The following is a 21,850-nucleotide window of genomic DNA, read 5'->3' as shown; positions in this document are numbered from 1 at the left end:
GTCAGGTGATGTCGTCGTAGCTCCGGTGCGCGATGGCGACGACGTCGCCGGGCAGGAACTGGCTCTGCATCTGGCGCAGGCCTTCTTCGCGGTCTTCAGCACTGGCCGTGGCATCGAACATCTGGTCGCAGAACTCGAGCACGTCTTTTGCGATGCGTTCGTAGCGGTAGTAGGCGAGGGCGACCAGGTCGATGTCTTTAAGTCCGTAGCCTTCGTAGAACAGCGCTTCTTCCTGCGGCTGGTTCCACACGTGGCCGACGCCACCGCCGATGAACATCAGGTCGCGCTCTTTCGGGGCGAAGATGAGCGTGTCCCAGTCGACGATGGAAATGCGGTCGTTGTCGCCGACGAGGACATTGCCCGCGTGGAGATCGGAGTGGCACAGCACCAGCTGCGGCGGGCGTTCGAGCAGGATGGAGGCGAGCTGTTCGCTGCGATAGACGACGGTGTCGATCTCTTCCGCATGCTCCTCCCAGAAGGCGAGGAAGCGCTTGACGATGTCGTCGCCCTTCACGCCGTTGATGAACCGGCGCTGGTAGCGGCGGACGCCTTCACGCCAGTGGTGGGCGTAGTGCTCTTTGGGAAGACCGGCCGACAGCGCTTCGGGTAGTTCGGTGCGATGGATCGCGCCCAATGCGGTGCCGAGCGCGGTCCATTGGCGGTTCGTCAATGTGCGTTCGAAACCGTTCTTGCCGTCGAAGAAGGGATAGAGCGCCCAGTCGAAGCCGTGGTCTTGCGCGCTGAGTTGCCGGCTCATTGTGGGCAACGGTGCCATCACTGCTTCGATGCCTTGCTCGTGGTGAAGGAAGGCAGGGACTGAGACGACCGGCTGGTCGAAATCGCCTCTGCGCAGCTTGAGGAAGTACGCGGCGCCGTCACTCGCATTGATGCGAAAGACGGCGGAGTTCACATCCGCGCCGAGGGGCAGGAATTCGATGCGGGCGTCGTGCAGGCCGTAGGCATCGGCGAGGTATTGCGCGACGGTTTCGCGCGACAGGTCGGGGGGCGTCAGCATGCGGCCACTGTAGCGCCGGACGAATGCCGCACCTCAGTGCAGAGGATAGGAGCCGAGGGGTTCGTGGCGAAACGGATACGTGAAGTGCGAGCGGACCAGTTGGAACTCTGTTGCCGTCCAGCGGATGGGCTTCAGGGAAGTGGGCCTTGCTGCGCGTTCGGCGTCCCGTGCGATCGTGACGTGCGGCGTCCATCCACGGACATGGACATCGAGGGAAAAGCCGGCTCGCACCAGCGCACGGCTGATGTCGTACTGAAGGCGCCGCAAATCTTCATGCTCCGACGGTTGCACTACCGAGGCGTCGTTCGACCATGTGCAGGAGCGGTCGAGCGTGAGTTGCAGTGGCTGCATCGACACTTCGGCAAGCGCGGCGCGCAGACGTTGCTCGGCGTTGCCCTGCTGATCGGGGAGGTACTGGAGCGTCAGGTGCAGGCGGTCTACGGGCGGAAAGGAGCAGCCTCTGGGCCACCACCAGTTCTTGCGGTGCGCCTCTATTTCAGCTTGCACTTCCCTGGCGGGAAAGAGTCCGACGAGAAGCTTATTGGACTCGGCCATCGGGCGCTTCTTCAGGATCCAGGCGGCCACCAGCTCTCGGCCGTCGTGCGGATGACGCGCGCTGCCTGCACGCGAATGTCTCCCTTGTCACGGGTCACTTTGAAAGGCCAGGTCGAGATCCGGCCTGTGTGGGAGCGGGGCTGCAACTGGTGCAACCTGGAGAAAAAAAGAACCTGCGCAGTGGGCGCAGGCGGATTGGCGGTGGTCATCGGCGTCGCCTCGAAGTTGTTCTTGGAGACGACGAATTTTAGAGAAATACTGTATTTATGTACAGTATTTTCAGGGTCGAGCAGGCGTGCCCAGCAGAGCATCCAGGTCGACAGCCGCTGCCATCGCCCTGTAACCCGCATCGCCCGGATGCAAGTGGTCGCCCGAGTCCATCGCCGCCTTCAGCCGCGAGGGCCGGGCCGGGTCGCGCAACACCGCGTCGAAGTCGACCACGGCGTCGAACGCGCCGCCTTCGCGGATCCAGCGGTTCACGGCCTGGCGCACCTTGTCCTTCTCAGGCGAGTAGTGGCCTTCGAGCGGTGTGCCCTCCAGAGCGCGTTCGGTCGGCGCGATGGTGCCGGCCATGATGCGCACGTTGTGGGCATGGGCCATCTCCGCCAGCTGCCGCAGGCCCTGGATGACGGCTTCCGCGCGCACGGCGGGTTCGTTCGGTGCGAACGGGCCGCCGGGCCAGCCGATGTCGTTGGTGCCCAGCAGCACGATCATGGCGCGCACGCCCGGCTGGGCGAACACATCGCGGCCCGCGCGCTCCAGGCCGGCGCGGCCCATGCCATCCTTCAGCAGGCGGCCGCCGGAGATACCGGCGTTGAGCACCGCGACATTGCGTCCCACCAGCCGCTCGGCCAGCGCGTCGGGCCAGCGGGTGTTGGCGCCGGGCGTGGAGCCGTTGCCATCGGTCAGCGAATCGCCGAGGGTGACGACGGTGGTTGGTGGCTGGGGTGTCTCGACGATCAGGCCGCTGACGTAGACACGGGTGCTCCATTGCGTTGCCGCTGCTGGCAGGCGCTCGGCGTTGGTCAGGTCGCCATCGGCCACGTAGGCGATCTGCCGCGCATCGAAGTGAAAGCCCGCGGGCTGGCTCGGCCGCGGCAGATAAAGCGACACCGCAACCTCGCCGAGAGCGGGCATGGCGATGTCCACCGGGTCGCTGACCAGCCGCGCGCCGGGCGGGATGGTGACGTCGGCCTGCCCGCCGAAGCGCAGCGGCCGGTCGCTGCCCTCGACCACCGCGGAGCCTTCGGCATGCCGGGCCACGCGCGCTGCGCCGATGTACAGCGGCGCCACCCCGCCTTCGTTGCTGATCACCACGCGCAGCCGCGACCCGCCGATGCTCAGCCGGGCCACCTGGCGCACGGTCTGCCGGTTGAACTGGAAGGGCAGGCCGGTGGGCAGCACGAAGTCGCCGTTCCAGATGGGTTGCGTGCTGGCCATCCAGCTGGGGCTCCAGTAGGCCGCCGGTTCTGCTGTTGAAGTTGCGGCTGTGGCGGCCAGGGTGAGCGCGAGGGCGCCGTGGCGCAGGATCGATGCGAGTGTCGATGTGGTCATGAGAAGGGGTCCTTGGATGAAAGCTGAAGCAAGGCCCCGACTTTCTTTCATGCGTATCCGGATGGGTAGACGGCAGAATGGCATCCAGACCATTCCAAATACGAATACACCATGGACACCCTGCGCGCCCTCGAAGCCTTCGTGCACAGCGTGGAGCTGGGCAGCCTGTCGGGCGCGGCCCGCGCGCTCGACACCACGCAGCCCACCGTCAGCAAGCTGGTCGCGGGGCTGGAGCGTTCGCTCGGTGTGCGCCTGCTGCGGCGCACCGCAGCAGGCCTGAGCCTGACCGAGGAAGGCCAGCGCTTTCACGAGCGCGCGCGGCGCATGCTGGAGGACTACGGCGACGCGGTGTCCGACGTGCGCGAAGGCATCCAGCAGCCGCGCGGCCTGCTGCGCATGAGTGCGCCGGTGACCATGGGCCAGCGGCATCTCAACGCGATGGCGGTGGAGTTCCTGGGCCTGTACCCGGACATCGAGCTGGAGCTGGTGCTCGACGACCGCTTCGTCGATCCGCTGGAGGAGCGCATCGACGTCTCTCTGCGCGTCGGCGGCGCCTTGCCGCCCGACTTGGTCGCGCGCCACCTGGGCACGTGGCCGCGCGTGCTGGTCGCTTCACCGGACTACATCGCGGCACGCGGCAAGCCGCGCAAGCCTCAGGACCTGCTGGCGCACGACTACCTGCGCTATGCGGCGGGCGACGACGGCGTGTTGCTTCAAGGCCCCGATGGCCCCGTCACCGTGCCGGTGCGCAGCCGTTATCGGGTGAACAACGCGGTGGCTCTGCTCGACAGCGTGCTCGGCGGCGCCGGCATCTCGTTGCAGCCCACCTGGATGGTGGCCGACCTGCTCGAACAAGGCCGACTGGTGCGCCTGCTCGGCCGCCACACCGGCCCGGCGCAGGAGGTGCACCTGCTGTATGCCCCGCGCCGCCACCAGCCGCTGCGCGTGCGCGTGCTGGTGGACTTCCTGGCCGAGCGGGTGGCGAAGCTGCCGGGCGCCTCCCGCCCGGTTACGCGCTAGTCCAGCGGCAGCCGCAAGAAGGTGCCCCGCAGCGCCTCCTGGCCCGCGCCCGGCTTGCTCCAGTCGCACACGCCGCTCGGGAAGATGGTCTGCAGGCGCGTCAGGTCGGCGCCCGCAATGGTCACCGAGTAGTCAGCCGCATTCACCGGCTTCAGCTGGCACTTGAGCACGTCGTTCACCAGCGGCGTTCCGGCAACGAGGCGCGGCGTGCTGAAGCGCGGGTACACCACGTTGCAGCTGGCCGCCGGATTGGTCGACGCGGCTTCGTCGATGCGCGTGCCGCTCGCGTCCCAGCAGGCATCGTTCGCGCCAACGGGCTTGTTGCGCACCACCTTGTCGATGGACGGTGCAGCCGTGTCGGCGGCCATGTTGTCCAGCCACTTGTTGATGAGGTCGAGCGAGGCCGACATGTAGTCGACGGGCGACTTCGATCCCAGCGTCCAGATGATCTGGTTGTCGCTGCGGCCGTTGGCGCGCTGCAGGCGGGCCCGGATGATCAGGTCCTGCATCGTGTCGTGGATGTCGCCCACCGCATCGGCATTGCCGCGCTGCGTGATGATCGGAATGTTCGCAAGGCCCGGCCCCTTGAAACTGTTCTTGAAGCCGCCCGCGTAGGTGAGCTTCAGCGCATCGGGGTCTGCCACGGAGCGCGCGGCCTGCGTGTTGCCGTCGCCGTCGTAGCCTCCGACCTTCTCGTTCAGATCGAGGAACTCCGTCACCGAGATCGCGCCGCTGTTCAGCGCGGCCAGGCCGTACTGCACGCCGACGTTGTCGATGGGGCGCCGCGCCTCCTGCGTGCCGGCGCGCTTGCCGAGCAGGTTCACGTTGGTCTGGAACAGGTCGCAGCGGATGCCGTTGGGGTTGGTCGTGCGGTTGAACACGTTCGACACGTTGGCCGGTTCGAGAAAGCCGCAGCCCACGGCGTTGTCGGACTTGATGATGCTCGCGAAGGACAGGTCCCAGCTCGTGCAGGTGTTGGTGTTGAAGCCGTTCACCGCGTTCTGCTTGGCCGTGGTCCAGGTGGTGGTGTCGAGCTTGTAGACGTTGTTGAGCAGCCGGCACTCCATTACCTCGGGCATGAGCGTCTCGGGGAAGGACACGATGGGCTGAATGCCGTCGAGCAGGCCCGGGTAGAGCTGCGCGATCAGGTACTGCTGGATGGCGCCGCCCGAGCCGCCGAAGCCGACCGTCCACTTGGGCACGGCGCCGAATTCTTCGATGACGTGCTCCTTCAGCATCATCAGCGTCTCGCCCTGCAGGTGTGGGTTGGCGTGCTGGTTGTTCCAGAGCTCGGTCGAGTTCATGAAGGCGAAGCCGCGCGACAGCTGGATGTGGCCCACATCGCCGAGGATCGTCTCGATGGGATGCACGCCCTGGTTGTACTGGGCGGAGCCGCAGCAGTCGAAGTACACGACGAGCTTCTTGTTCCAGCCCGCGCCGGGCTTCCAGGTGGCGGGTGCGTCCTTGGTCGGGTTGTCGAGCACCGCGAGCCGGTACACGCCGCGGTTGATGGTGCCCGACTCCACACGCACGATGTAGGGCACGGTGTTGCCGTCGTTGGTGGTGGTGGTCGCGAGGTCAGCGGGGCGCGTGCCCGTGGGGTCTGAAAGCGGTTTGAAAGTATTGGAGGTGCTGCGGTAGTACCAGACCACCTGCGTCGCGGCCGAGCAGTCGGCGTCGAGCGGCGAACCCAGGCCGTTCTGCACCGTGCGGCATTCATAAGGCGAGATGTGCGGGCCCGAAAGAATGGGCCCGGTGATGGGGTAGTTGACCAGCTTCGTCTCGGTGCGCTGCGCGGTGTTGTCGGCGTTGCTGACCACCAGCGTGTTGCTGCTGCCCGTGGTGCTGGAAGCGCCCGTCGTGAGCCCGGTGACGAGGCCGCGCAGCACGCGGGCCGTGCTGTCGGCCACCGGCACCTGCGAACTCACGTCCTTGCCGTTCAGGCTCACGCGAACCTTGTCGAGCGCCACGCCAACTGGCGCGGTGATTTCGATCGGCGAGTCGCCGCCGCTGACCATGTCGGGCGACGACGAGAGCGTCTTCACCTGGAACGCGGCCGGCGTCTGCGTCGCGGGCGGTGGGCTGGCGCCGGGAATGAACGAAAACCCCGATCCGCCGTCGGAGCCTCCGCCGCATCCCGCGACGAGCAGAGCTCCTGCCATGGCGAGACCCGCGGCAAGGGCGCGGGGCCGGCGCGGCCACGGAAAAACCCGCTTGTGCGGGCGACGGGGTGTAGCGAACATGGACGTCTCCTGTGTTGTATGTCTTGAAAGAATACGAATGGACGTTCCGGGGCGCGGTCGTTGCGACGACACATGACGCGCGAATTGCTACAGGTAATCCCTGATTCACCCAGCGAGCCTTTTTCTTCTTCCTCCGCTGCGCAGGTGCTGGAAGAGACGGTGCGGCGCTCCAAATGGGCGTCGGCCCTGTCGCCGGTTGACCTCGAACACGTGCTCGGCAGCATGCAGGAACGGCAGTTCGCGCGCGGCGGCTGCATTGCGCGCGCCGGCGAGCCGGTCGAGCACTGGATGGCGCTGATCGATGGCTTCGCAAAGATGTCGGTCGCATCCGAAGACGGACGCGTTTCGACGCTCACGGGCGTGTCGGCCGGCCTGTGGTTCGGCGAAGGTTCGTTGTTCAAGCACGAGGCGCGCCGCTACGACGTGTTCGCGCTGCGACCCACGCGCGTGGCGCTGATGCCCCGGCGCACCTTCGAATGGCTGCGCGGCACCAGCGTGCCGTTCAACCACTATCTGCAGGAACTGCTCAACGCGCGGCTCAGTCTCTTCATCGGCGCGCTGGAGCATGAGCGCCTGCTCGACACCGACGCCCGCGTTGCGAACTGCCTGGCGAGCCTGTTCAATCCCGATCTGTATCCCGATGCGCCGCGCTTCCTGGAAGTGGGGCAGACAGAGATCGGATTGCTCGCGAACGTATCGAGGCAGCGCGTGAATGTTGCGCTGCAGCGCCTTCAGGCGCTGGGACTCATCCGCCTCGAAAAGCGCGGGCTGACGGTGCTCGATCTTGGCGGCTTGCGCGGCTACAAGGCAGAAGGCGTCTTGCCGCTGCGCCCGTCAGGTGCTGCGTAGCTGGCGCGTGCCGACTGGCGTGTCGGGGCCGGTGCGCACATTGCGCTCGATGAACTCGCGCGCAATGGCTTCCACGTTGGCCGGCGCCGGCGCGTTGAAGGACATGCGGTACTTCAGCAGCTTGCCGTTGCGCACCGCGAGGTATGTGAACGAGTCGTAGGCCTTGGCGTCCTTTGCATGCACGAGGCGGAACGAGACCGTGCGGAAGGTCAGCCCTTCGATGCGCACGTCGCGCGTGGGGCCGATCCTGGCGCTTGCGTACATGCCCTGGGCGGTGGCTCGCTGCACCTCGGCGATGGTGCTCTTGAAGTGCTCGTCGAATTGCGGGTCGTCCACGCCTGGTTGCCAGGCGCGCTTCATGTCGTACACGTAGACATCGATCCAGCCGACGCTGCTCTCGAAGCGGTGACTGTTGCCGAGGCCCGCATTCAGTGCCTCGTAAGACTTGGAGTTGATGTAGCGCCACTGCACGCCCGTGGGCGGGGCCGGTGCCGACTCGGCGGCGGGCGGCGTTGCGGCCGTTGTTCCTGCGGCCGGCGCCGTGTTCGGTGCGCTCGCGCAGGCGCAGAGCAGGGCGCAGAGAAGCAGGGCGAACAGCAGTTTCATGGGCTGGTCCTGGAGTCGAGGGGAAAGAACGGGCAGGTCAGTCGAGGCGGATCTCGAAGTAGGCCTCGTCGGCTTCGCCGAGTGCGCGAAAGCCGGCAGTCTTGGCGGTTTCGTAGGCCTTGGCCCAGGTGGCGGCCAGCGCAAGTTCGTCCTTGCTGAGTTCGTCGGCGCTGGACTCGCTGGCGTTCTCGAATGCCTTCAGCGCGGCTTCGACGCTCTCGCCCAGCAGCTTGTCGAGTTCGCGGCGGAAGCGCGACTCCGCAGTGGCGATGACGTCGGCCGGAGCGTCGGGAAAGTCGACCAGTTTCACGGTGTAGCTCATGGGCCGGATGCTACGTGATCGCAAAGGCCGTATGGAGGCACCTTTGCCACAGCGCCCCGACCGTTTCGACACGGTCTTGCTGGTGCCGGGCGCAGTACGGCAGGTGCCTGAAGGAAGACACGCAGGAATTCGCGGGAGCTGTTGGAGCGGGTGAAGGGAATCGAACCCATCGGCCTACTCACGCTTCATTGGGGAAATGAAGACATCGTCGTGTGCGGTACACCGGGCTGGTACACACGGGCGAACCTCGAATGTAGCACCCGGATGGCGGGCCACGCGAGTATGGAGGAGGAGGCGCGGCCTAGAAGCCGGCTGGCGTGGAAGTGTCGGCGGGATGTCAGGTTACGCCGTGAAGGCGAAGAAACGCAAAAGTCACGGCTAACATAAGCGGATGTTGCAGATCGTAAGGCTCGTTAGCGCCATCCTCGCAGTAGTCTTCTACGGCCTGTGGTCGTATGGTGTGCCGGGCCGATTCGACGCCTTCGCGGGCTTTGCCGGGGCTGTCTTTGTGCTGACAACGGTGGTCGAGTTCCGGAAGCCGACACTTACGCCACACGATCACCGGCTCTTCGCCGAGTTCAAATCGCTGTTCGCCGATAGCTCGCTGATACCCGTGTTCCGGTCACACGACTTCCTCCTGCCGTTTCGTAAGGCCGGAGTCGATCCGCTGTACACCGTAGATGCCATCTGGGGCGATGCTGCACATTCTTTCAACGACAAGGCCCTTGAAGGAAAGCGGGTTGCCTTCGTCCGGGCTGCATCCGAACTTGCCCAAGAGATCGCACGCGGAACAATCCCAAAGGGCGCGTACGTGACGGTGATACCGCGTGAAATGGACCCTGAGAACCTGGCTGATTGGGTCAAGCAAGATGCTCAGGCAATCAATGCCAAAGTGCCCGCGTTCATCCAATCGCATGAAGAGCTTCTGCGGATTGGGACGCAGCGCGGCGCGGGCGGCGAACTGTCATAGGTGGACAACATGGTGCCCGAAGATTGCTCGAATCGCGCGATCCTCAGATCGCTTGAATCTTCGCTCGACCGACTGGAGGAGGCTGCGTGGTTCATACGGATGATGGAGGACCACTATCATCAAGCAGACCGCTTCCGTTGGTCGTTGAATTCATTTCTCAGAGCGCTGAAGGAGGTAGTCCAGCTCGTGACCATGGAGGTTCAGCAGCGCCCTGATGTGTCGGCGTGGCTTAAAGCGGAAAAGCTTGCGCTTTCGCAGGAACCCCTGATCTCGCTACTGTTCAAGCAGCGTGACGTAGTGGTCCACAAGTCGATGCTCAAGCCGGCCAGCAAGGGCTCAGTCGGATACACGCGGGGGCGCGGACTGAAGATTGGTCTAGGTTTGCCGATCGATCCCTTGGCAGACAGCGAAGCGGCGATCCTCAGGTACATCCATCACGTTGCGAAGGACATGGATTTCCTTGGAATCCTTTACACCGAAGAAGATGGGGGTGGCGAGTACACGTGTGTCCAGCGCGAGTGGCGGCTCGAACAAGTACCCGATCAAGAGCTTACGCAACTCGCGGCGCAAGCCTGGGAACGAGTTGCTAAGTTGACGCTTGACGCCGCCACCAAGCTAGGCGCACACGTCATCGAACCTAAGTTTGAACTGCGAGACCCGAATCAAGTGCAGTTCGAGGTATACGCACCTTCTTGGGTGAAGGAGCAACTCGCGCTAGCGAAGGAGCACGTCGCAAAGCGTGGGGGCTTATCCACAACAGGGGCCTCTTGATCTTGATGCTTTTAGGGGGCTTCCAAGTACGGGGAACTGTAGCATCGGCCTCACCGGCCGCGATGTAGGCGACTAGGACTGCGCCGAACACTCTGGGGCGACATGAAGCGCAGTGCGTCGTACCGCTCACGGCGCGAAGCCGAACGCGCACGCACGTGGAACCCGTCTATGCTGCGAACATGACCGCCTCCGACAAAATTAACCTACTAATAGCCATCATTTCTGGCCTAGGCATGCTGGTGTCCTTGGCCGTGTGCATTGCGACTTTTCTCATCCTAAGGGCGACCCGCGAGACGCTGGCGGCCAATAAAGAACAGATGTTCGCGGCCCGCCGACCCTATTTGGACATAGCGGCTACCCCTGGCACAGAGCAACCGATCCTTACTCTGATTATTCGCAACACTGGGTCAAGTGCAGCACAGCGGGTGAGGCTAACGATGGACCGAGACTTTCTATTCAATGGCGAGGCAGGCGGGCGGAACATTCGTGAGCTTCCTGTTTTTACTGGGCAGACCGACTCGATAGCCCCTCATGTGGAGATCAAGCTTCTGCTTGGGGTTGGTTGGAGCGTCTTCGAGAACCCTGAGCGAAGCCCGCCTCGATTCAGTGTGACAGCGCGGTATACCTTCGAAGGCCAAGAGTTCACTGAGACCTCCTTGATTGACTTGGAGTCCTTCAAAGGGCACTCAGTTGCTGAGAGTCCCCAACTCGCTGCGTTGAAAAAGATGACCGTGGCGGCGGAAGCCATTGCAAAGCGGATTGGACAGCTAGCCGATTCGAAGCAGTGACCGCACGGTAGCTGGCGATCCCGTCTAGACCGGCGCTAAGCGGAGCCTCGTTCGCTGTCGCGCTGTGCCAGTTCGGCCCGATGTCGTGCCCGAATGGACTCTAGATCGGAGTTTGCCTGCACAGGCCTGCGGAATTCCTTGGGTTCCTCGGAGCTGCGCCACCTTCGCTCGGCATACATGCGGCTTCGCTCAGCGATCATCAGTTTGATCCCGTCAGGACGCGGCCCGTACTTGCGCCGTAGACCGCGCCTTAAGGCTGCCAATTGCTCTTTGCGGGTACGAGCGGCGGCCAGCTTCTGCACGAGGGCAGCTTGCTGGGCTGCGTATGCCTCAGGACCCCCAGCGGCCTTGATGGCGCTGCGCTTGGCCTTCTGCGACTTAGAAGACAGGGCGCTGTACTTGGCTTTGTCGGCTAGCCTGCGAGCCTTGGCGGCCTCCAGGATGCAGTCCTTGCAACGAGTGTCGAAGCTGGAGAGCTGCCACGGATGCGAACTGCGGCAGGGATAGAAGTAGTCGGTCGTCAGAGGCTTGATTTGTCGGCATGTTGCGCACCTACGATGACTCGGGAGGACATCGGGATGCTTACGGTGAAGCCGGGTGTCGGCTTCGAGGTGTATGGGGGCGAAGCGGGCCATGGAATGATGAGTTGATAAGACCCGGGTAAAACCCAGTGGTCCGAAGATGCATGCGAGGGTGCATGCAAGCGGAAAAGGGGATAGGCCGCGCAGGCCCGCATAGGCCCATGGAGGCCGCTCCGTGACTGCGGATGGCCCCACGGCACAACGTAGCCCCAGAGGTCCTCTGAAGCCGATTGCGGGCTCCGTTCAGGCCAATAAAAGGGACCCGAAGGTCCCTTGGTTTTCTGGCGATGTGCGGAGACTCAGGCGGCGGCTGCATCCCTGACACGCATGATGGTTTGGCGGCTGGTGCCTAGCTCACGTGCCAGCGCCGCAACGGTTGTCTTGCCATCAGCCAAGCGGGCGCGGATGCTTTCGGCCTGGGCGTCTGCAAAGGTCGTAGGGCGACCCAGAGAAACCCCAGCGGCTTTGGCACGCTCCAGGCCCGCTTGAGTCCGCTCAACGATCAAGTCCCGCTCAAACTCCGCCACAGCGGCGATGACACCCATGGTCATGCGGCCAGCAGGGGAGGTCAGGTCTACGCCACCCAGTGCGAGGCAATGCACCTTGATGCCAGCGGCTGCGAGTGTGTCCACCGTTGAGCGAACGTCCATGGCATTCCGCCCTAGGCGGTCCAGCTTCGTCACCACCAGAACGTCCCCCGGTTCCATGCGTTCCAGCAGCTTCGTGAATCCTGGGCGCTCCATGGCGGCCTGTGCCCCGCTGACCGTCTCACAGATGGTACGTAATGGCGTGACGGCGAAGCCAGCGGCAGCGACCTCGCGGACTTGGTTGTCCGTGGTCTGGTCGGCGGTTGAGACGCGGGCATAAAGGAAGACGCGAGACATCAGGACTCCATGTACGAATAGGTGTCCGAATCATCTTGCATGTCCGAATGTCCGTCAAGCCTGTTTACGGACTATCTGCGCGTAGGGCGCTCAATGTGTCCGTATCTGTTCGATTTCGGACACCCTCGGCAAATGGCGGCGAGCCCACTACGATGCGGCCTATGACACACGAAGAACTGCATCAGGTTGATGTGAGCATCCAACGCGTCCTTGCCGAGACCATGCGCATCGGCCTAGATGTTGAACGTGACCGTCCCTCGGTGATCGATGCGCCGTGGTTCCCTTGGGTGGCAATGCCGTGCGCTGTGGCGCTGGGAGTTGCATTGGCTTTGGTTGCGCGGTAGGTCTCGGCCGGTCGGCTGGAGGTCTCGATGAGTCCTTGGGACGACCCCGGGGGGCTATGGGGGAATTTGCTTCGTGCGGCGGACGTAGGAGGTGTCGCGAATTTTCGGGAAGTTTTTGAGCTGATTAGGTGAATTTCACAGGGGTGGTAAACGTGCGTGCTCACCGACTCCTGTGGTCACTCAAAGTAGGCAAGGTACACGAGATAGACCGGCCAGAAGAAATCTCGAATTTCTTTCCCATCAACGGTGAAGTGCGTAATGCCCAGTGAATCACCAACCCTTCCATGTCCAGCCCTCAGGTTCTGCACCACATCGGTCCGTGCACTAAGGGTCGGGGAACTGAAGTGCTTTGCGCTGTTGCAGAGCTCTCGGATGACCTCGTACTCGGGCATCACGTGTAGTTGCGCATGAAGACGTTCTTCTTTTGAGCGGTCAGCTTCAAGTTTGTTCTTGTATGAACTGTAGCCGCCTGGGCAGATCCATTCCCGTAGGTGATACAGCGGAAAAATGACCTCAAAAATCCCGTCCTCGGATGGCGATCTGCAGAACGCCTCGAAGCTGCGCACCAGCTTTTCAAACAAGCGCTGAGGTGTGTTCAGCGAGTAGATTCCGGCCATTTGATTTCAGATTATCTAGCTACTGTGGCTAGGATACGCCACCGCTTTACGACTGAGGGACCATCGATTGCCCGGGCGGCGAGAGACGAAGGCCTGTCCAGTTGGGCCGAAGAGGGCTGATTTTCTGCGCGATCTCTTACGGGGTCTTCATGTACCCTGCATTTTTCCAAAGCAGCTCGGACGAAGTGATGCTTAGGGCGGCCGAAATTTGCTCAAGTCGATCCTCCCAGTCACTTAGCTGTGAGGGGAAAAACAAGTCCACCGTGTTCTCGGGAACGCTCTTGTACTTGCAAAGATAGAAGCGAAATCCGTCATCCAACTTCAGGTATGCAACGTCGTACTCTTGAAGGTCATCAAGTTCATTCGTAACGCTGAAGTTGAACCTCTTCGCAAGAGTCGACAGGCTCGATGGAATAGTTGCGACGTGAGCGACATTGAAACTGAACGAGTCGGCGTCAATCTGCGAAATCGAGGAGGGTGGCATGGAGCGGTCCTTGTAATCGTTGCGGGCACGCATGCTAGACCCTCAACCGAGATCACACCCGGCGAGTCGAGCGCGGGGCCGATCGACACCGGCACTTGATTGACAGCATTGACTGTTCTAGTTGTTCACGGTGGCGACGAAGCTATAGCTTCTTGAGCCCCGGCAAAAGCGATTAGCCAGAACACTCCACCACCGACACAGCCCGCCAGAAAAACCACACCAACGACAGCAAGTGTCTGGCTCGTGAGCGCGCTCCCTGCAGAAAAAAGAGAGAGGAAACTCAGTAGCACCAGGGGGGCTGCTGCTGCGACGCCTCCGCCAATCAGGCAGTGGCGCAGGCTTCTCTTCTTCAAGAGCATCGCGGCAATGGGAACACCAAGTACCAAGAAAAAAAGATACCCAAAAACGAGCAGGATCGGAAACCACGCCTTGCTCCCAGTATTGAGCCAGTAGACAGTCGCCAGCGAGAGAATTGGAAGTGCTGGTGCGACGACCAAGGCCATCAGTAACCGAAGCACTTTGACTCTATTGGCATCCACAACCGTTTCCCGTGTTCTTTACTGGATTCTGGCCGCCCCAAACGATGGGAGCCATGATCGTATTCAAATTCAACGGATTGAAGCCAGTTCCGCCACCCTCATTCTCGATCCAAGTGGCACTTCCATCGTAGACAACGTCTCGCCGAACCCAACCAGGATGCAGAAGGTGTCCCGGCATTGTTAGATTCCACGTAGTGTTGGTGGTATCGCTCACTGCGGTTGTGATTTGACCAAGCTCAAACGGGCCAAAGCCAACCATGTTTACATCGCCCGTTTTTGTCGGGCTGCTCGGATACACGCCAGGCGCTGGGTTGCAACGCAACTCCCGCATTGTCTGGGCTCGACAGTCCCCCATGCACCTGAAGACCTTCCAAGAATAGTGATGGCTGGGGTCCGGAGTGTAGGGACGACGCATCCATCTCGTCGCTGCTGAGTTGGCCAGTCCAAACGGATCGGTGCCTCTCAGTGGATTGGCATCGACATACCCAAAGCGATTCCAGCCTCCATCGAGAGCGATGGGATCACCCTGCGTGTATCGACCATCGATGGCCCGATAGCTCCTGAAGTAGTTGTAGAACAACCCCGACTCCTCATCCGCATACTGACCCGGATACCGCAGGTTGAACTTCACCTCCGAGATGCTGGTTGTGCCCAGATTCGGCGTTGTGTCGAGGTTGGCAAAGCGGTTCTTTGCTGTCGTGGGCTTGTCCTCCCCGAACGCGCTGTAGCCCCACTGCCAGACGGCTTGCCCGTCTGCGTTGCTCAGCTTCCTCGGGGTGTTCAGGTGGTCGCTGTGGATGGCGTATATCGTTCCGTCGATCACCGCCGCAACCGGCATCGGCCCATTGCCCGTCGGCAGGTAGATGTACTGGCTCTGCCCCGCACTGTTCGTGCCCCCGCTGCCCACCTCCGCGATCAGCGTGCCCTGCTCGTCGTAGATGTAGGCGTAGCCCAGTTGCTCCGCCTGTGTCGTGCTTGGGCTCCACAGCTTCGTGAAGAACGCGATCAGGCTCTGCATGAAGCCCGGGTCGGCCTCGTCGCCCTGGCTGGGCGGATACAGCGGCTCGGTCTTGAACACTCGCTGCCCCAGCGCGTTGTGCGCATAGCGCGTGGTCGGGCTGACATCGGTCGCTCCCGTCGTCGCAGCCGCAAGCCGCCCTTCGGCGTCGTAGGTGTAGCTGCGCAGGCCGTCGCTCACCATGTCTCCGTTGGCGTTGTAGCCGTAGGTGACGCTCGTGCTGCTCGCGCCGTTGATGGTCTGGCTGAAGCCCGTGAGCTGGTTGCTTGTCGATCCCACCGTGTAGGTGCGGCTGGTGCTCGTGCCATCGACAGCGCGGGTGCTGCTGCTGCGGTTGCCGTTGGCGTCGTAGCCGAAGCCTGCGGTGTTGCCCGTGGCGTTGAAGCTCACGATGCGCCCCACGGCGCTGTAGCCCACGCTCCAGGTGACGTTGGCATTGGCGATGGTGCTGTGGGTGGGATCGGCATCGCCGGGCTGCCAGAGGTTCTGGGTGAGGCTCGTGATGCGCCCGGCTGCGTCGTAGGTGTAGCCGCTGAACTCGGTGGCGGTCAGCCGGCCTGCGGTGTCGTAAGTGCGGCTGGCTGCGATGGAGGGACTGGCGAACGCCCAGCTCCACGCCGTGGGCTGGCCCAGCGGATTCCAGGCGATGCCGGTGACCAGCGGGTTGCCGTTCAGGCTCAGGCCTGTCAGGCGGCCGGTGCTGTCGTAGGTGTGCGCGAGCGAGCCGCCCCCGTTGGGGTAGCCGATGCTGGCCAGCGTGCCGTTGGGGTTGTAGGCGTAGCTGACCTGCTGGACGCTGCCGTTGGCCAGAGTCTGCTTCTTGAGGGTCACACGGCCGAAGGTGTCGCGGGTGTACTCGGTGGTGCCGCTGCGGTCGACGATCTCCGACAGGTACCCCTTGCTGTTGGCCGTGAGGTCGTAGCGCAGGGTGGTGGTCTTGCCATCGGCAAAGACAAGACCGGTCGGGCGGCCCAGGGCATCGCGGGTGATCGTTGTCGCCTGGCCGAGGGCGTCGGTGATCTGGCTGGGCAGGCCGAGGTTGTCGTACTGGGTGCTGGCTCCACCCGTATCAGCGCTGCTCTCGGCCGTCGCGTTGCCTTGGGCGTCGCGGGTGTAGGCGGTGGTCACGCCCTTGAAGTCCTTGGCTTCGGTGACGGCATCGAGGGCGTTGTACTTGAGGGTGGCGCTGGCGCTGGCCGCGTCGGTCACAGTCTTGACGCGGCGCAGGCTGTCCAGGCCGTACTGGGTGCTCTGGTTCAGGCCGTTGGTGGAACTAGTCAGTTCTCCGTTGGCGTCGTAGCCGAAGGTGTTGGACTGGTTCGGGCCTTCGGTCTTGCCGGAGAGGCGGTTGATGTTGTTGACTGTGCGGGCCACGTTCCAGGCGACGTTGCCGGCGCTGTCCTTGATCTGCTCGGCAGTGCGGTTGCCCATGCCGTCGAGGGTGTAGGTGCCGCTCTCGCCTCGGTTGTTGCTCCAGCCCATTAAGCGGTGGGCTGCGTCGTAGGTGTAGGTCAGGACGAGGCCGGTGGGCAGCGTGACTGTCTCTACGGTGCCGAAGGGCTTGTAGGTGAGAACCGTGGTCTGGCCGCCGACGGTCTGGGTCAGCAGGCGGTCGCGGGCGTCGTAGGTGTAGGTGGTGGTCAAGCCGTTGGGCTCGGTGCTGCTGACCACGCGGTTGGCGGTGTCGTAGGCGTAGCTGGAGACGTGGCCTAGCGCATTGGTGCTGGTGAGGACGTTGCCAAGGAGGTCATAGGTGTAGCTGGTGACTGCGCCGTTGGGCTCAGTGGCAGTATCAACTAGCTTCGACGTGTTGTAGGTCCATTGCCAGAGCTGAGCTTTGTTGGTGGCCGTATCCGTGACGGTCTTTGAGAGCGCATTGCCCAGCGTGTCGTAGGTGTAAACAGTGGTGCGACCAGACTCGGTGATCAATGCAGGCAAGCTGAAGGTGGAGTGCCATTGGGTGGTGACGGTCTGTGCCTCTGGCGTGCCAACGGCGCGGGCAACCGTGGTGGGTAAGCGGCGAGCTACATCCCAGGTCGTGTTCTTTCCTATCCCTTTGAAATCCCATTCGCCCGTTATCAATCCGTCCGGAGTCTGCGACGCGTTCACAACATCGGAGCCGTCAGTTCCATCAACTAAGGATTTGTAAATAACGGAAATCTTCCCCCTGGCGACGCCGTAGCTGTACGTGCGACTGGTCCCAAGTGGGTCCACAATCGTTGCTCCGTTCTGATACGGATAACTGACTTGATAGCGATTGGTGCCTCCACTATGTTCCGTACTGATGGCTCGGCCTAAGTTGTCGTATGCAAAAGTCGCGAAGCGCGAACCCGTCTCATCTATAACTCCCGTTAATGCTTGTGGGAACGACGCGTTTTCATACAGATAGCTCCGACTCTTTCCATCTGGATAGATCACAGATGCCAAGCGTCCTGACGTGTCATAGGTATAGCCAATTGGCCGTCCGTCTGGAGTTGTGATGGTGGCGAGCTGCCCTACGCTGTTGTAGGTAAACGCGATGGTTCGGCCGAGAGCATTGCTGATCGATGAGAGTTGCCCTGCGCCGTTGTATGTGTATGCAGTGATCCAACCGCCCCGCGAAACGACTGTTTGTAAGGCACCTGCTGCATCAAAGCTCAATGTACTGTCGTCGTCCGCACGGTAATAGATCCACGAACCTGCGGCAGTCTGGGTGAGCGTGTCGGCACTATCAGATGCAACGGCAGTAGGGCTACTTATCGCTTGCATGAAGGTGCGCACGTTGCCATCCGCATGGGTGACAGTAATCAAATTTCCCTCAGTCACGGCAGGTGTCAGCGTGACAATGACTCGAATGCTTTCGAGCTTCGCGCCGTGGTTGTGCATCCAAGCAACACCCATCGCTCCGCGGCTACGCATAGTGTCTTGTCCCCAGGTGCTCCGGTAGGTTCGCTCAAACCGCAATGCCGCAGCACCGTGATCGACGAAGTCCACCTCGCTCTGCAGCTTTTCTGCTGTGGCGGGAAGAATTGGATTGCCAGCAAGCGCTCGGCAAGACTGCGGTTCAGCGGGAACCTGGGAAGAACTCGCTGCGCAAGGCTCTACGTTCTTAAGAGCAACGTTGTACAGATTTGTACTGGGCGGTGGATTATTGCCATACCGTAGGTAGCACGCAGCCCCAGTGCCGTTTGAAGTCGACTCATAGTGGTCGTAGACATAGCCTGGGGGATTCCACCCGTGCTTTTCAAGGTACCCTTTGCAGGCGGCTTCTGCACTGGAGTAGTACTCTGCGGTCTGATTTGCTGCGTACCATCTATAGCAGGAAGCACCAGTTGCGGAGAATGAAATCAAAGAGAGTGAAATCAAAATCGGCCACAACTTGAGGTCCAGTATCTCTTGCAACCCCTTCGCATCTCTTGCCAGTGAGATGCACGACGAACCTGAAAAGCGATCAGGAAATTTCGCCGTTTTCCTAGCCGGTAATGTCAAGTTGAGCAAAAAAAGGCATTGCAATTCCCTCAAGAACCTCATCACGCTCTCCCTCATTCTTTCTCGTTTGCGTGTCTGAACATCTACGAATCCCCGCAGGTCGCGACGGTCAGCATTTTGAACGGGCGATCACCCCCTCAGGCGACGTGCACTGCCACGCAGCGCACTCCGTACAGGTTGTTTCAGATTAGCCGAAAGGCCGCATGCGAACAACGACAGATCAACGGCACGAGGGGTTTACTTGATGCGCTGAATGAAAAAGTACGCGACACATCCGGGCACTGTTGTCGATGAGCGACTACACGCGGGCCTGAGGCCACGCCAGCCAAACTCGTGTCGCGTGGTCATGGCGACCGGCGCCGATGCTTCAAGGGGCGCTGACATAGCGGCGCGAGGCGCCATGCATCCCAAGGTGATGAGACCGCTTCCACTTTTTGGTCTAGCCCAAGGTCGTCTGCGCCAGCAGGGCGAAGGAGCGCAGCGACTGAGGTACAGCAGAGATAGACCTCGATGATGAATCTCAAAGAGGCATCACCCAAGGAATGCATGCCATTCGGGCCGGATGCTCGTGACCCTGGGCTTCTCGGCCCGAATCGGCATGTAGATCACTGCCTCAGTTAACGGGGGCTATCTATTAAAGAGAACCAGCAGACCGACGACCCCCGTTAAGTCATGCCCGTGCCCAGCCTCTTGCGGTCGCCTTCCAGTCAGGGGCGAGGGCGAGAATCAGTGGCTTCGCGTCCTTCTTCACATCCTCCGAATACTCCAGGTCTGCCCAGAGCCTCCGGGAGGACACGGCGATCTCCTTGGACAACCTAAGCCTCTCGGCCGCCGCTTGCGCTGCCTGGGTCTTCCTGGCAGGTCCCGGCGTCCCTTCCGGGTGCCAGTCCTCCCAGCGCATCCCAGGGGTCACCTTGTCCAGATGCGTGCGGAAATTGGACCTGGCATCCATGGACAACCAGGCCGTCATCGCAGGGGCTTCGCGCTCGTTCACGATGAGCCGCATCCTCCCTCGTGCCAGTGCCTGGAAGATGTCGCCAGCACAGACGCTCGCCAGCGCATCCAGCATCTCCGTGTGCTTCAGCGTGTAGGTCACATCGCCGGCCTGCGCCGCCGCCATCGCCCTGAGGTCTCGCTCGGCCAGATGCTGGACGCCTAGTAGCACCACGTTCGTGCAGTGCACGTAGTGGTTCACGGCCTTGTGCCGGCCCCAGGTAATCACCTCAACACGCGGGCGCGTGACGGTCGAGCCGTCTGGTTGCCGGATGGACAGAGGCTCGTTTGGACGCAGCCCAGCGGCTTCCAAGGCCTCCCGGAACTCCTTGGGAAAGTCGATGGCATTCGCGGCGTCCTTGCGCTTGTGGCACACGATCAACGAATGCTCGTTCATGTGGGCTCGTATGGCCTCCACAGCCATCGCCGCGTAGCGCCTAGGACCCCGAGGACCCATGTCGTCCTTCAGGGTCTTGTGGCCGCTGCCGAGCTTCGCCAACTTCGTCGTGACACGGCTGTAGTCCTTCAGGTCCTCGGGGATGCCCAGGGGCTGTATGCCCTTGTCGAGCAGGGACAGCGCAGACACCGTGGCGGACCCATCGAAGACCACAAGTCGCTTCAGGTACGGCGGCACGTCCAGCGTGTAGCTGATGATGGCCTGGGCAGTTCCTTCTCCCTTGCCGTGGAACAGGATGCGGATGTCGTTCGCCGCCATCGCCAGGAAGTTCTTCAGCGTCTCGACGTGACCGGTGATGTCTTTGCGCAGAGTCGTTCGCGCATGAGCGGCCAGGGCATCCAGATCGGCGCCGACGGCTTCCAGATCGTGGCCCGTCAGAACCACGGCCGTCGGGGACGCACCCGTCTCTTGCGCCTGCAGACTCCTCCTTCAGCCGTACTAGGGCGAAGTCCAGGAAGTGCAGGGCAGGGCCGCTCGGTGCAACGTCTTGCAGCAGCTCGTGGATGCCACCCCGGGCCTCTGTGAAGTCGTACCACGGCACGACAGCGGCGCTGGACACGATGCATGCCTCGTCCCATAGAACCAGGTCGCGCTCGAATCCCATGTACGTCAGGAAGTCGTCTCGATGCTTCCCCCGCAGGCGCTGCTGGGTCATCAGGATCACGGGACGTTCGGCGGCCTTCGGTTCGTTCGGCATGCTTGCGTGTCCCGGCAACTGCGCAAGTGGGTCCAGGTTCTCGGGGTCGTGCTTCAGTGAGTGCGAGAGGCCTATGAGGTTCGAGGGGACCCCGGCGTTCTCTAGGTTCCGGTGGACATCGGCCAAGCCTTCGACGCTCGCACAGCACACGGCGACGGACACACTGCCCAGCAGGTTCAAGCGATGCAGCATGGAGACGATGGCGGTGATGCTGGTCGTCTTGCCCGCACCGCAAGGCAGGTTCACGGAGACGCGGCCGACTGGGTGAGCACCACGCATCACTTCTGCGCTGGCGCGGATGGCGTCGCGATGCGCTTGCAGCAGTTCGTCTGACAAGCTATTTCCCTTGCGAGTCAACAGTTGCTGGAGGATGACGTGGGCGCCAGTGACGAACACGGCGCGGGTGTCGGGATTGGACAGGGGGTGCTCGGCTATCTCGTTGTGCATAGATGACGCATCCCTGCGGAAGCTCTGCTCACGTTGTTCTGCCATTACCAATCCTTCTCGAAGTTGGCCTCAAGAGGCTTGTTGCGCTTGAGGTCGTAGTCGGCCGCGTAGTTCTGGGCCGTCTTCTTCTGTGAAGCTCGGTTGGACGAGGTCACGTAGGCGGTCGCCGCAGCGTTACCAACATCGGAGAAGAACTTAATCTGGTTGCCCTTGAGGGCGGTGTTTGCACTCAGAACGGCATCTTGATTTCCAGCGTGGAGCGCGGCCACCTGATCCCGCACCGTGGACTTCTGATTGCTCAGGCCCGCATCGACACGCGAGAAGTCCTCGTCCGCTGCGGCTGAGATGTTGATGGCGTTTGCGGCCAGGGAGCCTCCGCCTTGCGCGGCGACCACGCGGGCCATGGAGAGCTGGCGGGACGTTTGGCGCATGCGGTCGGTCTGCTGCTCGAATGCTTGAGCAGCGGCGTTGCGGTCCTGCTGTTGGGCTACGCGATAGTCTTCGGCCGTGTTGCGGTTCGCGACCTCGGCCTGATTCATGACAGCGGCGTTGGAAGTCTGGTTCTGCGCCACGGCTCCGGCAACTGCCATGCCGAGCATGACGATGGTGCTGGGTTCACACATGGCGG

The 21,850-nt window shown here is 62.2% G+C and carries 21 protein-coding genes and 1 pseudogene; 6 read left to right on the top strand and 16 right to left on the bottom strand.

All coding sequences use genetic code 11. The features are described from left to right. Position 1 precedes the first annotated feature (1 nt). The 4 genes from ACTG4X_RS21050 to ACTG4X_RS21035 form a co-directional block, all read right to left on the bottom strand. Positions 2-1,015, bottom strand: a complete 1,014-nt coding sequence (locus ACTG4X_RS21050; protein WP_440531814.1) for a phosphotransferase enzyme family protein — start codon at positions 1,013-1,015, stop codon at positions 2-4. Positions 1,016-1,048: 33 nt separating this feature from the next. After that, complete coding sequence (locus tag ACTG4X_RS21045; protein WP_440531813.1) at positions 1,049-1,600, bottom strand: 2'-5' RNA ligase family protein; 552 nt, start codon at positions 1,598-1,600, stop codon at positions 1,049-1,051. Next, a complete protein-coding gene (locus ACTG4X_RS21040) occupies positions 1,582-1,779 on the bottom strand; it encodes a hypothetical protein (RefSeq protein WP_093055774.1) in 198 nt (65 codons plus the stop codon). Before ACTG4X_RS21040 ends, ACTG4X_RS21045 begins: the two co-directional genes overlap by 19 nt. Before the next feature lie 70 nt (positions 1,780-1,849). Further along, positions 1,850-3,124 (bottom strand): SGNH/GDSL hydrolase family protein, encoded by a 1,275-nt coding sequence (locus ACTG4X_RS21035; protein WP_440531812.1) that lies wholly within the window; start codon positions 3,122-3,124, stop codon positions 1,850-1,852. A 111-nt stretch (positions 3,125-3,235) separates the two neighbouring features. On the opposite strand from ACTG4X_RS21035, the gene ACTG4X_RS21030 reads away from it, so the two are divergent. Continuing rightward, positions 3,236-4,144 carry a LysR family transcriptional regulator gene (locus ACTG4X_RS21030; RefSeq protein WP_093055778.1) on the top strand — a complete coding sequence of 303 codons (909 nt, stop codon included), beginning with the start codon at positions 3,236-3,238 and terminating at the stop codon, positions 4,142-4,144. On the opposite strand, the gene ACTG4X_RS21025 is transcribed toward ACTG4X_RS21030, so the two are convergent. Continuing rightward, complete coding sequence (locus tag ACTG4X_RS21025; RefSeq protein ID WP_440531811.1) at positions 4,141-6,387, bottom strand: DUF6351 family protein; 2,247 nt, start codon at positions 6,385-6,387, stop codon at positions 4,141-4,143. The genes ACTG4X_RS21030 and ACTG4X_RS21025 overlap by 4 nt on opposite strands. Before the next feature lie 72 nt (positions 6,388-6,459). Here ACTG4X_RS21025 and ACTG4X_RS21020 point away from each other — a divergent pair, with 72 nt between their 5' ends. Then, positions 6,460-7,236 carry a Crp/Fnr family transcriptional regulator gene (locus ACTG4X_RS21020; RefSeq protein WP_440531810.1) on the top strand — a complete coding sequence of 259 codons (777 nt, stop codon included), beginning with the start codon at positions 6,460-6,462 and terminating at the stop codon, positions 7,234-7,236. On the opposite strand, the gene ACTG4X_RS21015 is transcribed toward ACTG4X_RS21020, so the two are convergent. Then, the gene (locus tag ACTG4X_RS21015) at positions 7,222-7,842 is read right to left on the bottom strand and encodes a hypothetical protein (protein WP_093055784.1); all 621 of its coding nucleotides are present in this window, start codon (positions 7,840-7,842) and stop codon (positions 7,222-7,224) included. The two genes, ACTG4X_RS21020 and ACTG4X_RS21015, sit on opposite strands and share 15 nt — an antisense overlap. Before the next feature lie 37 nt (positions 7,843-7,879). Beyond that, the gene (locus ACTG4X_RS21010) at positions 7,880-8,164 is read right to left on the bottom strand and encodes a hypothetical protein (RefSeq protein WP_093055786.1); all 285 of its coding nucleotides are present in this window, start codon (positions 8,162-8,164) and stop codon (positions 7,880-7,882) included. 391 nt (positions 8,165-8,555) lie between these two features. Between ACTG4X_RS21010 and ACTG4X_RS21005 the strand changes: the two genes are divergently transcribed. The 3 genes from ACTG4X_RS21005 (at position 8,556) to ACTG4X_RS20995 (ending at position 10,693) form a co-directional block, all read left to right on the top strand. Then, on the top strand, positions 8,556-9,134 hold the full coding sequence (locus ACTG4X_RS21005) for a hypothetical protein (RefSeq protein ID WP_440531809.1): 579 nt from the start codon (positions 8,556-8,558) through the stop codon (positions 9,132-9,134). Between the two features lie 9 nt (positions 9,135-9,143). Further along, positions 9,144-9,905, top strand: coding sequence for a hypothetical protein (locus ACTG4X_RS21000; protein WP_440531808.1), 762 nt, complete (start codon positions 9,144-9,146; stop codon positions 9,903-9,905). A gap of 179 nt (positions 9,906-10,084) precedes the next feature. Beyond that, positions 10,085-10,693, top strand: coding sequence for a hypothetical protein (locus tag ACTG4X_RS20995; RefSeq protein ID WP_440531807.1), 609 nt, complete (start codon positions 10,085-10,087; stop codon positions 10,691-10,693). 35 nt (positions 10,694-10,728) lie between these two features. Here ACTG4X_RS20995 and ACTG4X_RS20990 read toward each other — a convergent pair whose 3' ends face one another. Together ACTG4X_RS20990 and ACTG4X_RS20985 are read right to left on the bottom strand one after the other, a co-directional pair. Further along, positions 10,729-11,328: a hypothetical protein gene (locus ACTG4X_RS20990; protein ID WP_440531806.1), complete on the bottom strand. Its 600-nt coding sequence runs from the start codon at positions 11,326-11,328 to the stop codon at positions 10,729-10,731. Positions 11,329-11,573: 245 nt separating this feature from the next. Beyond that, complete coding sequence (locus ACTG4X_RS20985) at positions 11,574-12,158, bottom strand: recombinase family protein (protein WP_440531805.1); 585 nt, start codon at positions 12,156-12,158, stop codon at positions 11,574-11,576. Positions 12,159-12,319: 161 nt separating this feature from the next. Between ACTG4X_RS20985 and ACTG4X_RS20980 the strand changes: the two genes are divergently transcribed. Further along, a complete protein-coding gene (locus ACTG4X_RS20980; protein WP_440531804.1) occupies positions 12,320-12,502 on the top strand; it encodes a hypothetical protein in 183 nt (60 codons plus the stop codon). A gap of 176 nt (positions 12,503-12,678) precedes the next feature. Here the strand turns inward: ACTG4X_RS20980 and ACTG4X_RS20975 are convergent, their stop codons facing one another. The 7 genes and pseudogenes from ACTG4X_RS20975 to ACTG4X_RS20945 form a co-directional block, all read right to left on the bottom strand. Beyond that, positions 12,679-13,119: a hypothetical protein gene (locus ACTG4X_RS20975; RefSeq protein WP_440531803.1), complete on the bottom strand. Its 441-nt coding sequence runs from the start codon at positions 13,117-13,119 to the stop codon at positions 12,679-12,681. A gap of 136 nt (positions 13,120-13,255) precedes the next feature. Next, positions 13,256-13,636 (bottom strand): hypothetical protein, encoded by a 381-nt coding sequence (locus tag ACTG4X_RS20970; RefSeq protein WP_440531802.1) that lies wholly within the window; start codon positions 13,634-13,636, stop codon positions 13,256-13,258. 92 nt (positions 13,637-13,728) lie between these two features. After that, positions 13,729-14,106: a hypothetical protein gene (locus ACTG4X_RS20965; RefSeq protein WP_440531801.1), complete on the bottom strand. Its 378-nt coding sequence runs from the start codon at positions 14,104-14,106 to the stop codon at positions 13,729-13,731. 22 nt (positions 14,107-14,128) lie between these two features. Further along, complete coding sequence (locus ACTG4X_RS20960) at positions 14,129-17,089, bottom strand: RHS repeat-associated core domain-containing protein (protein ID WP_440534412.1); 2,961 nt, start codon at positions 17,087-17,089, stop codon at positions 14,129-14,131. 879 nt (positions 17,090-17,968) lie between these two features. Further along, positions 17,969-18,670: pseudogene (locus ACTG4X_RS20955) on the bottom strand (DUF6531 domain-containing protein); the annotation flags it as partial. Positions 18,671-19,298: 628 nt separating this feature from the next. After that, positions 19,299-20,462, bottom strand: coding sequence for a hypothetical protein (locus ACTG4X_RS20950; protein ID WP_440531800.1), 1,164 nt, complete (start codon positions 20,460-20,462; stop codon positions 19,299-19,301). Positions 20,463-21,266: 804 nt separating this feature from the next. Then, positions 21,267-21,845, bottom strand: coding sequence for a virion core protein, T7 gp14 family (locus ACTG4X_RS20945; RefSeq protein WP_440531799.1), 579 nt, complete (start codon positions 21,843-21,845; stop codon positions 21,267-21,269). Between the last annotated feature and the right edge of the window lie 5 nt (positions 21,846-21,850).

The organism is Variovorax sp. YR566, assembly GCF_051992195.1.
In the GTDB taxonomy this organism is placed as follows: Bacteria; Pseudomonadota; Gammaproteobacteria; order Burkholderiales; family Burkholderiaceae_C; genus Variovorax.
Note: the sequence above shows the minus strand (reverse complement) of the source record. Positions and strands in the feature narration are given on the sequence as shown.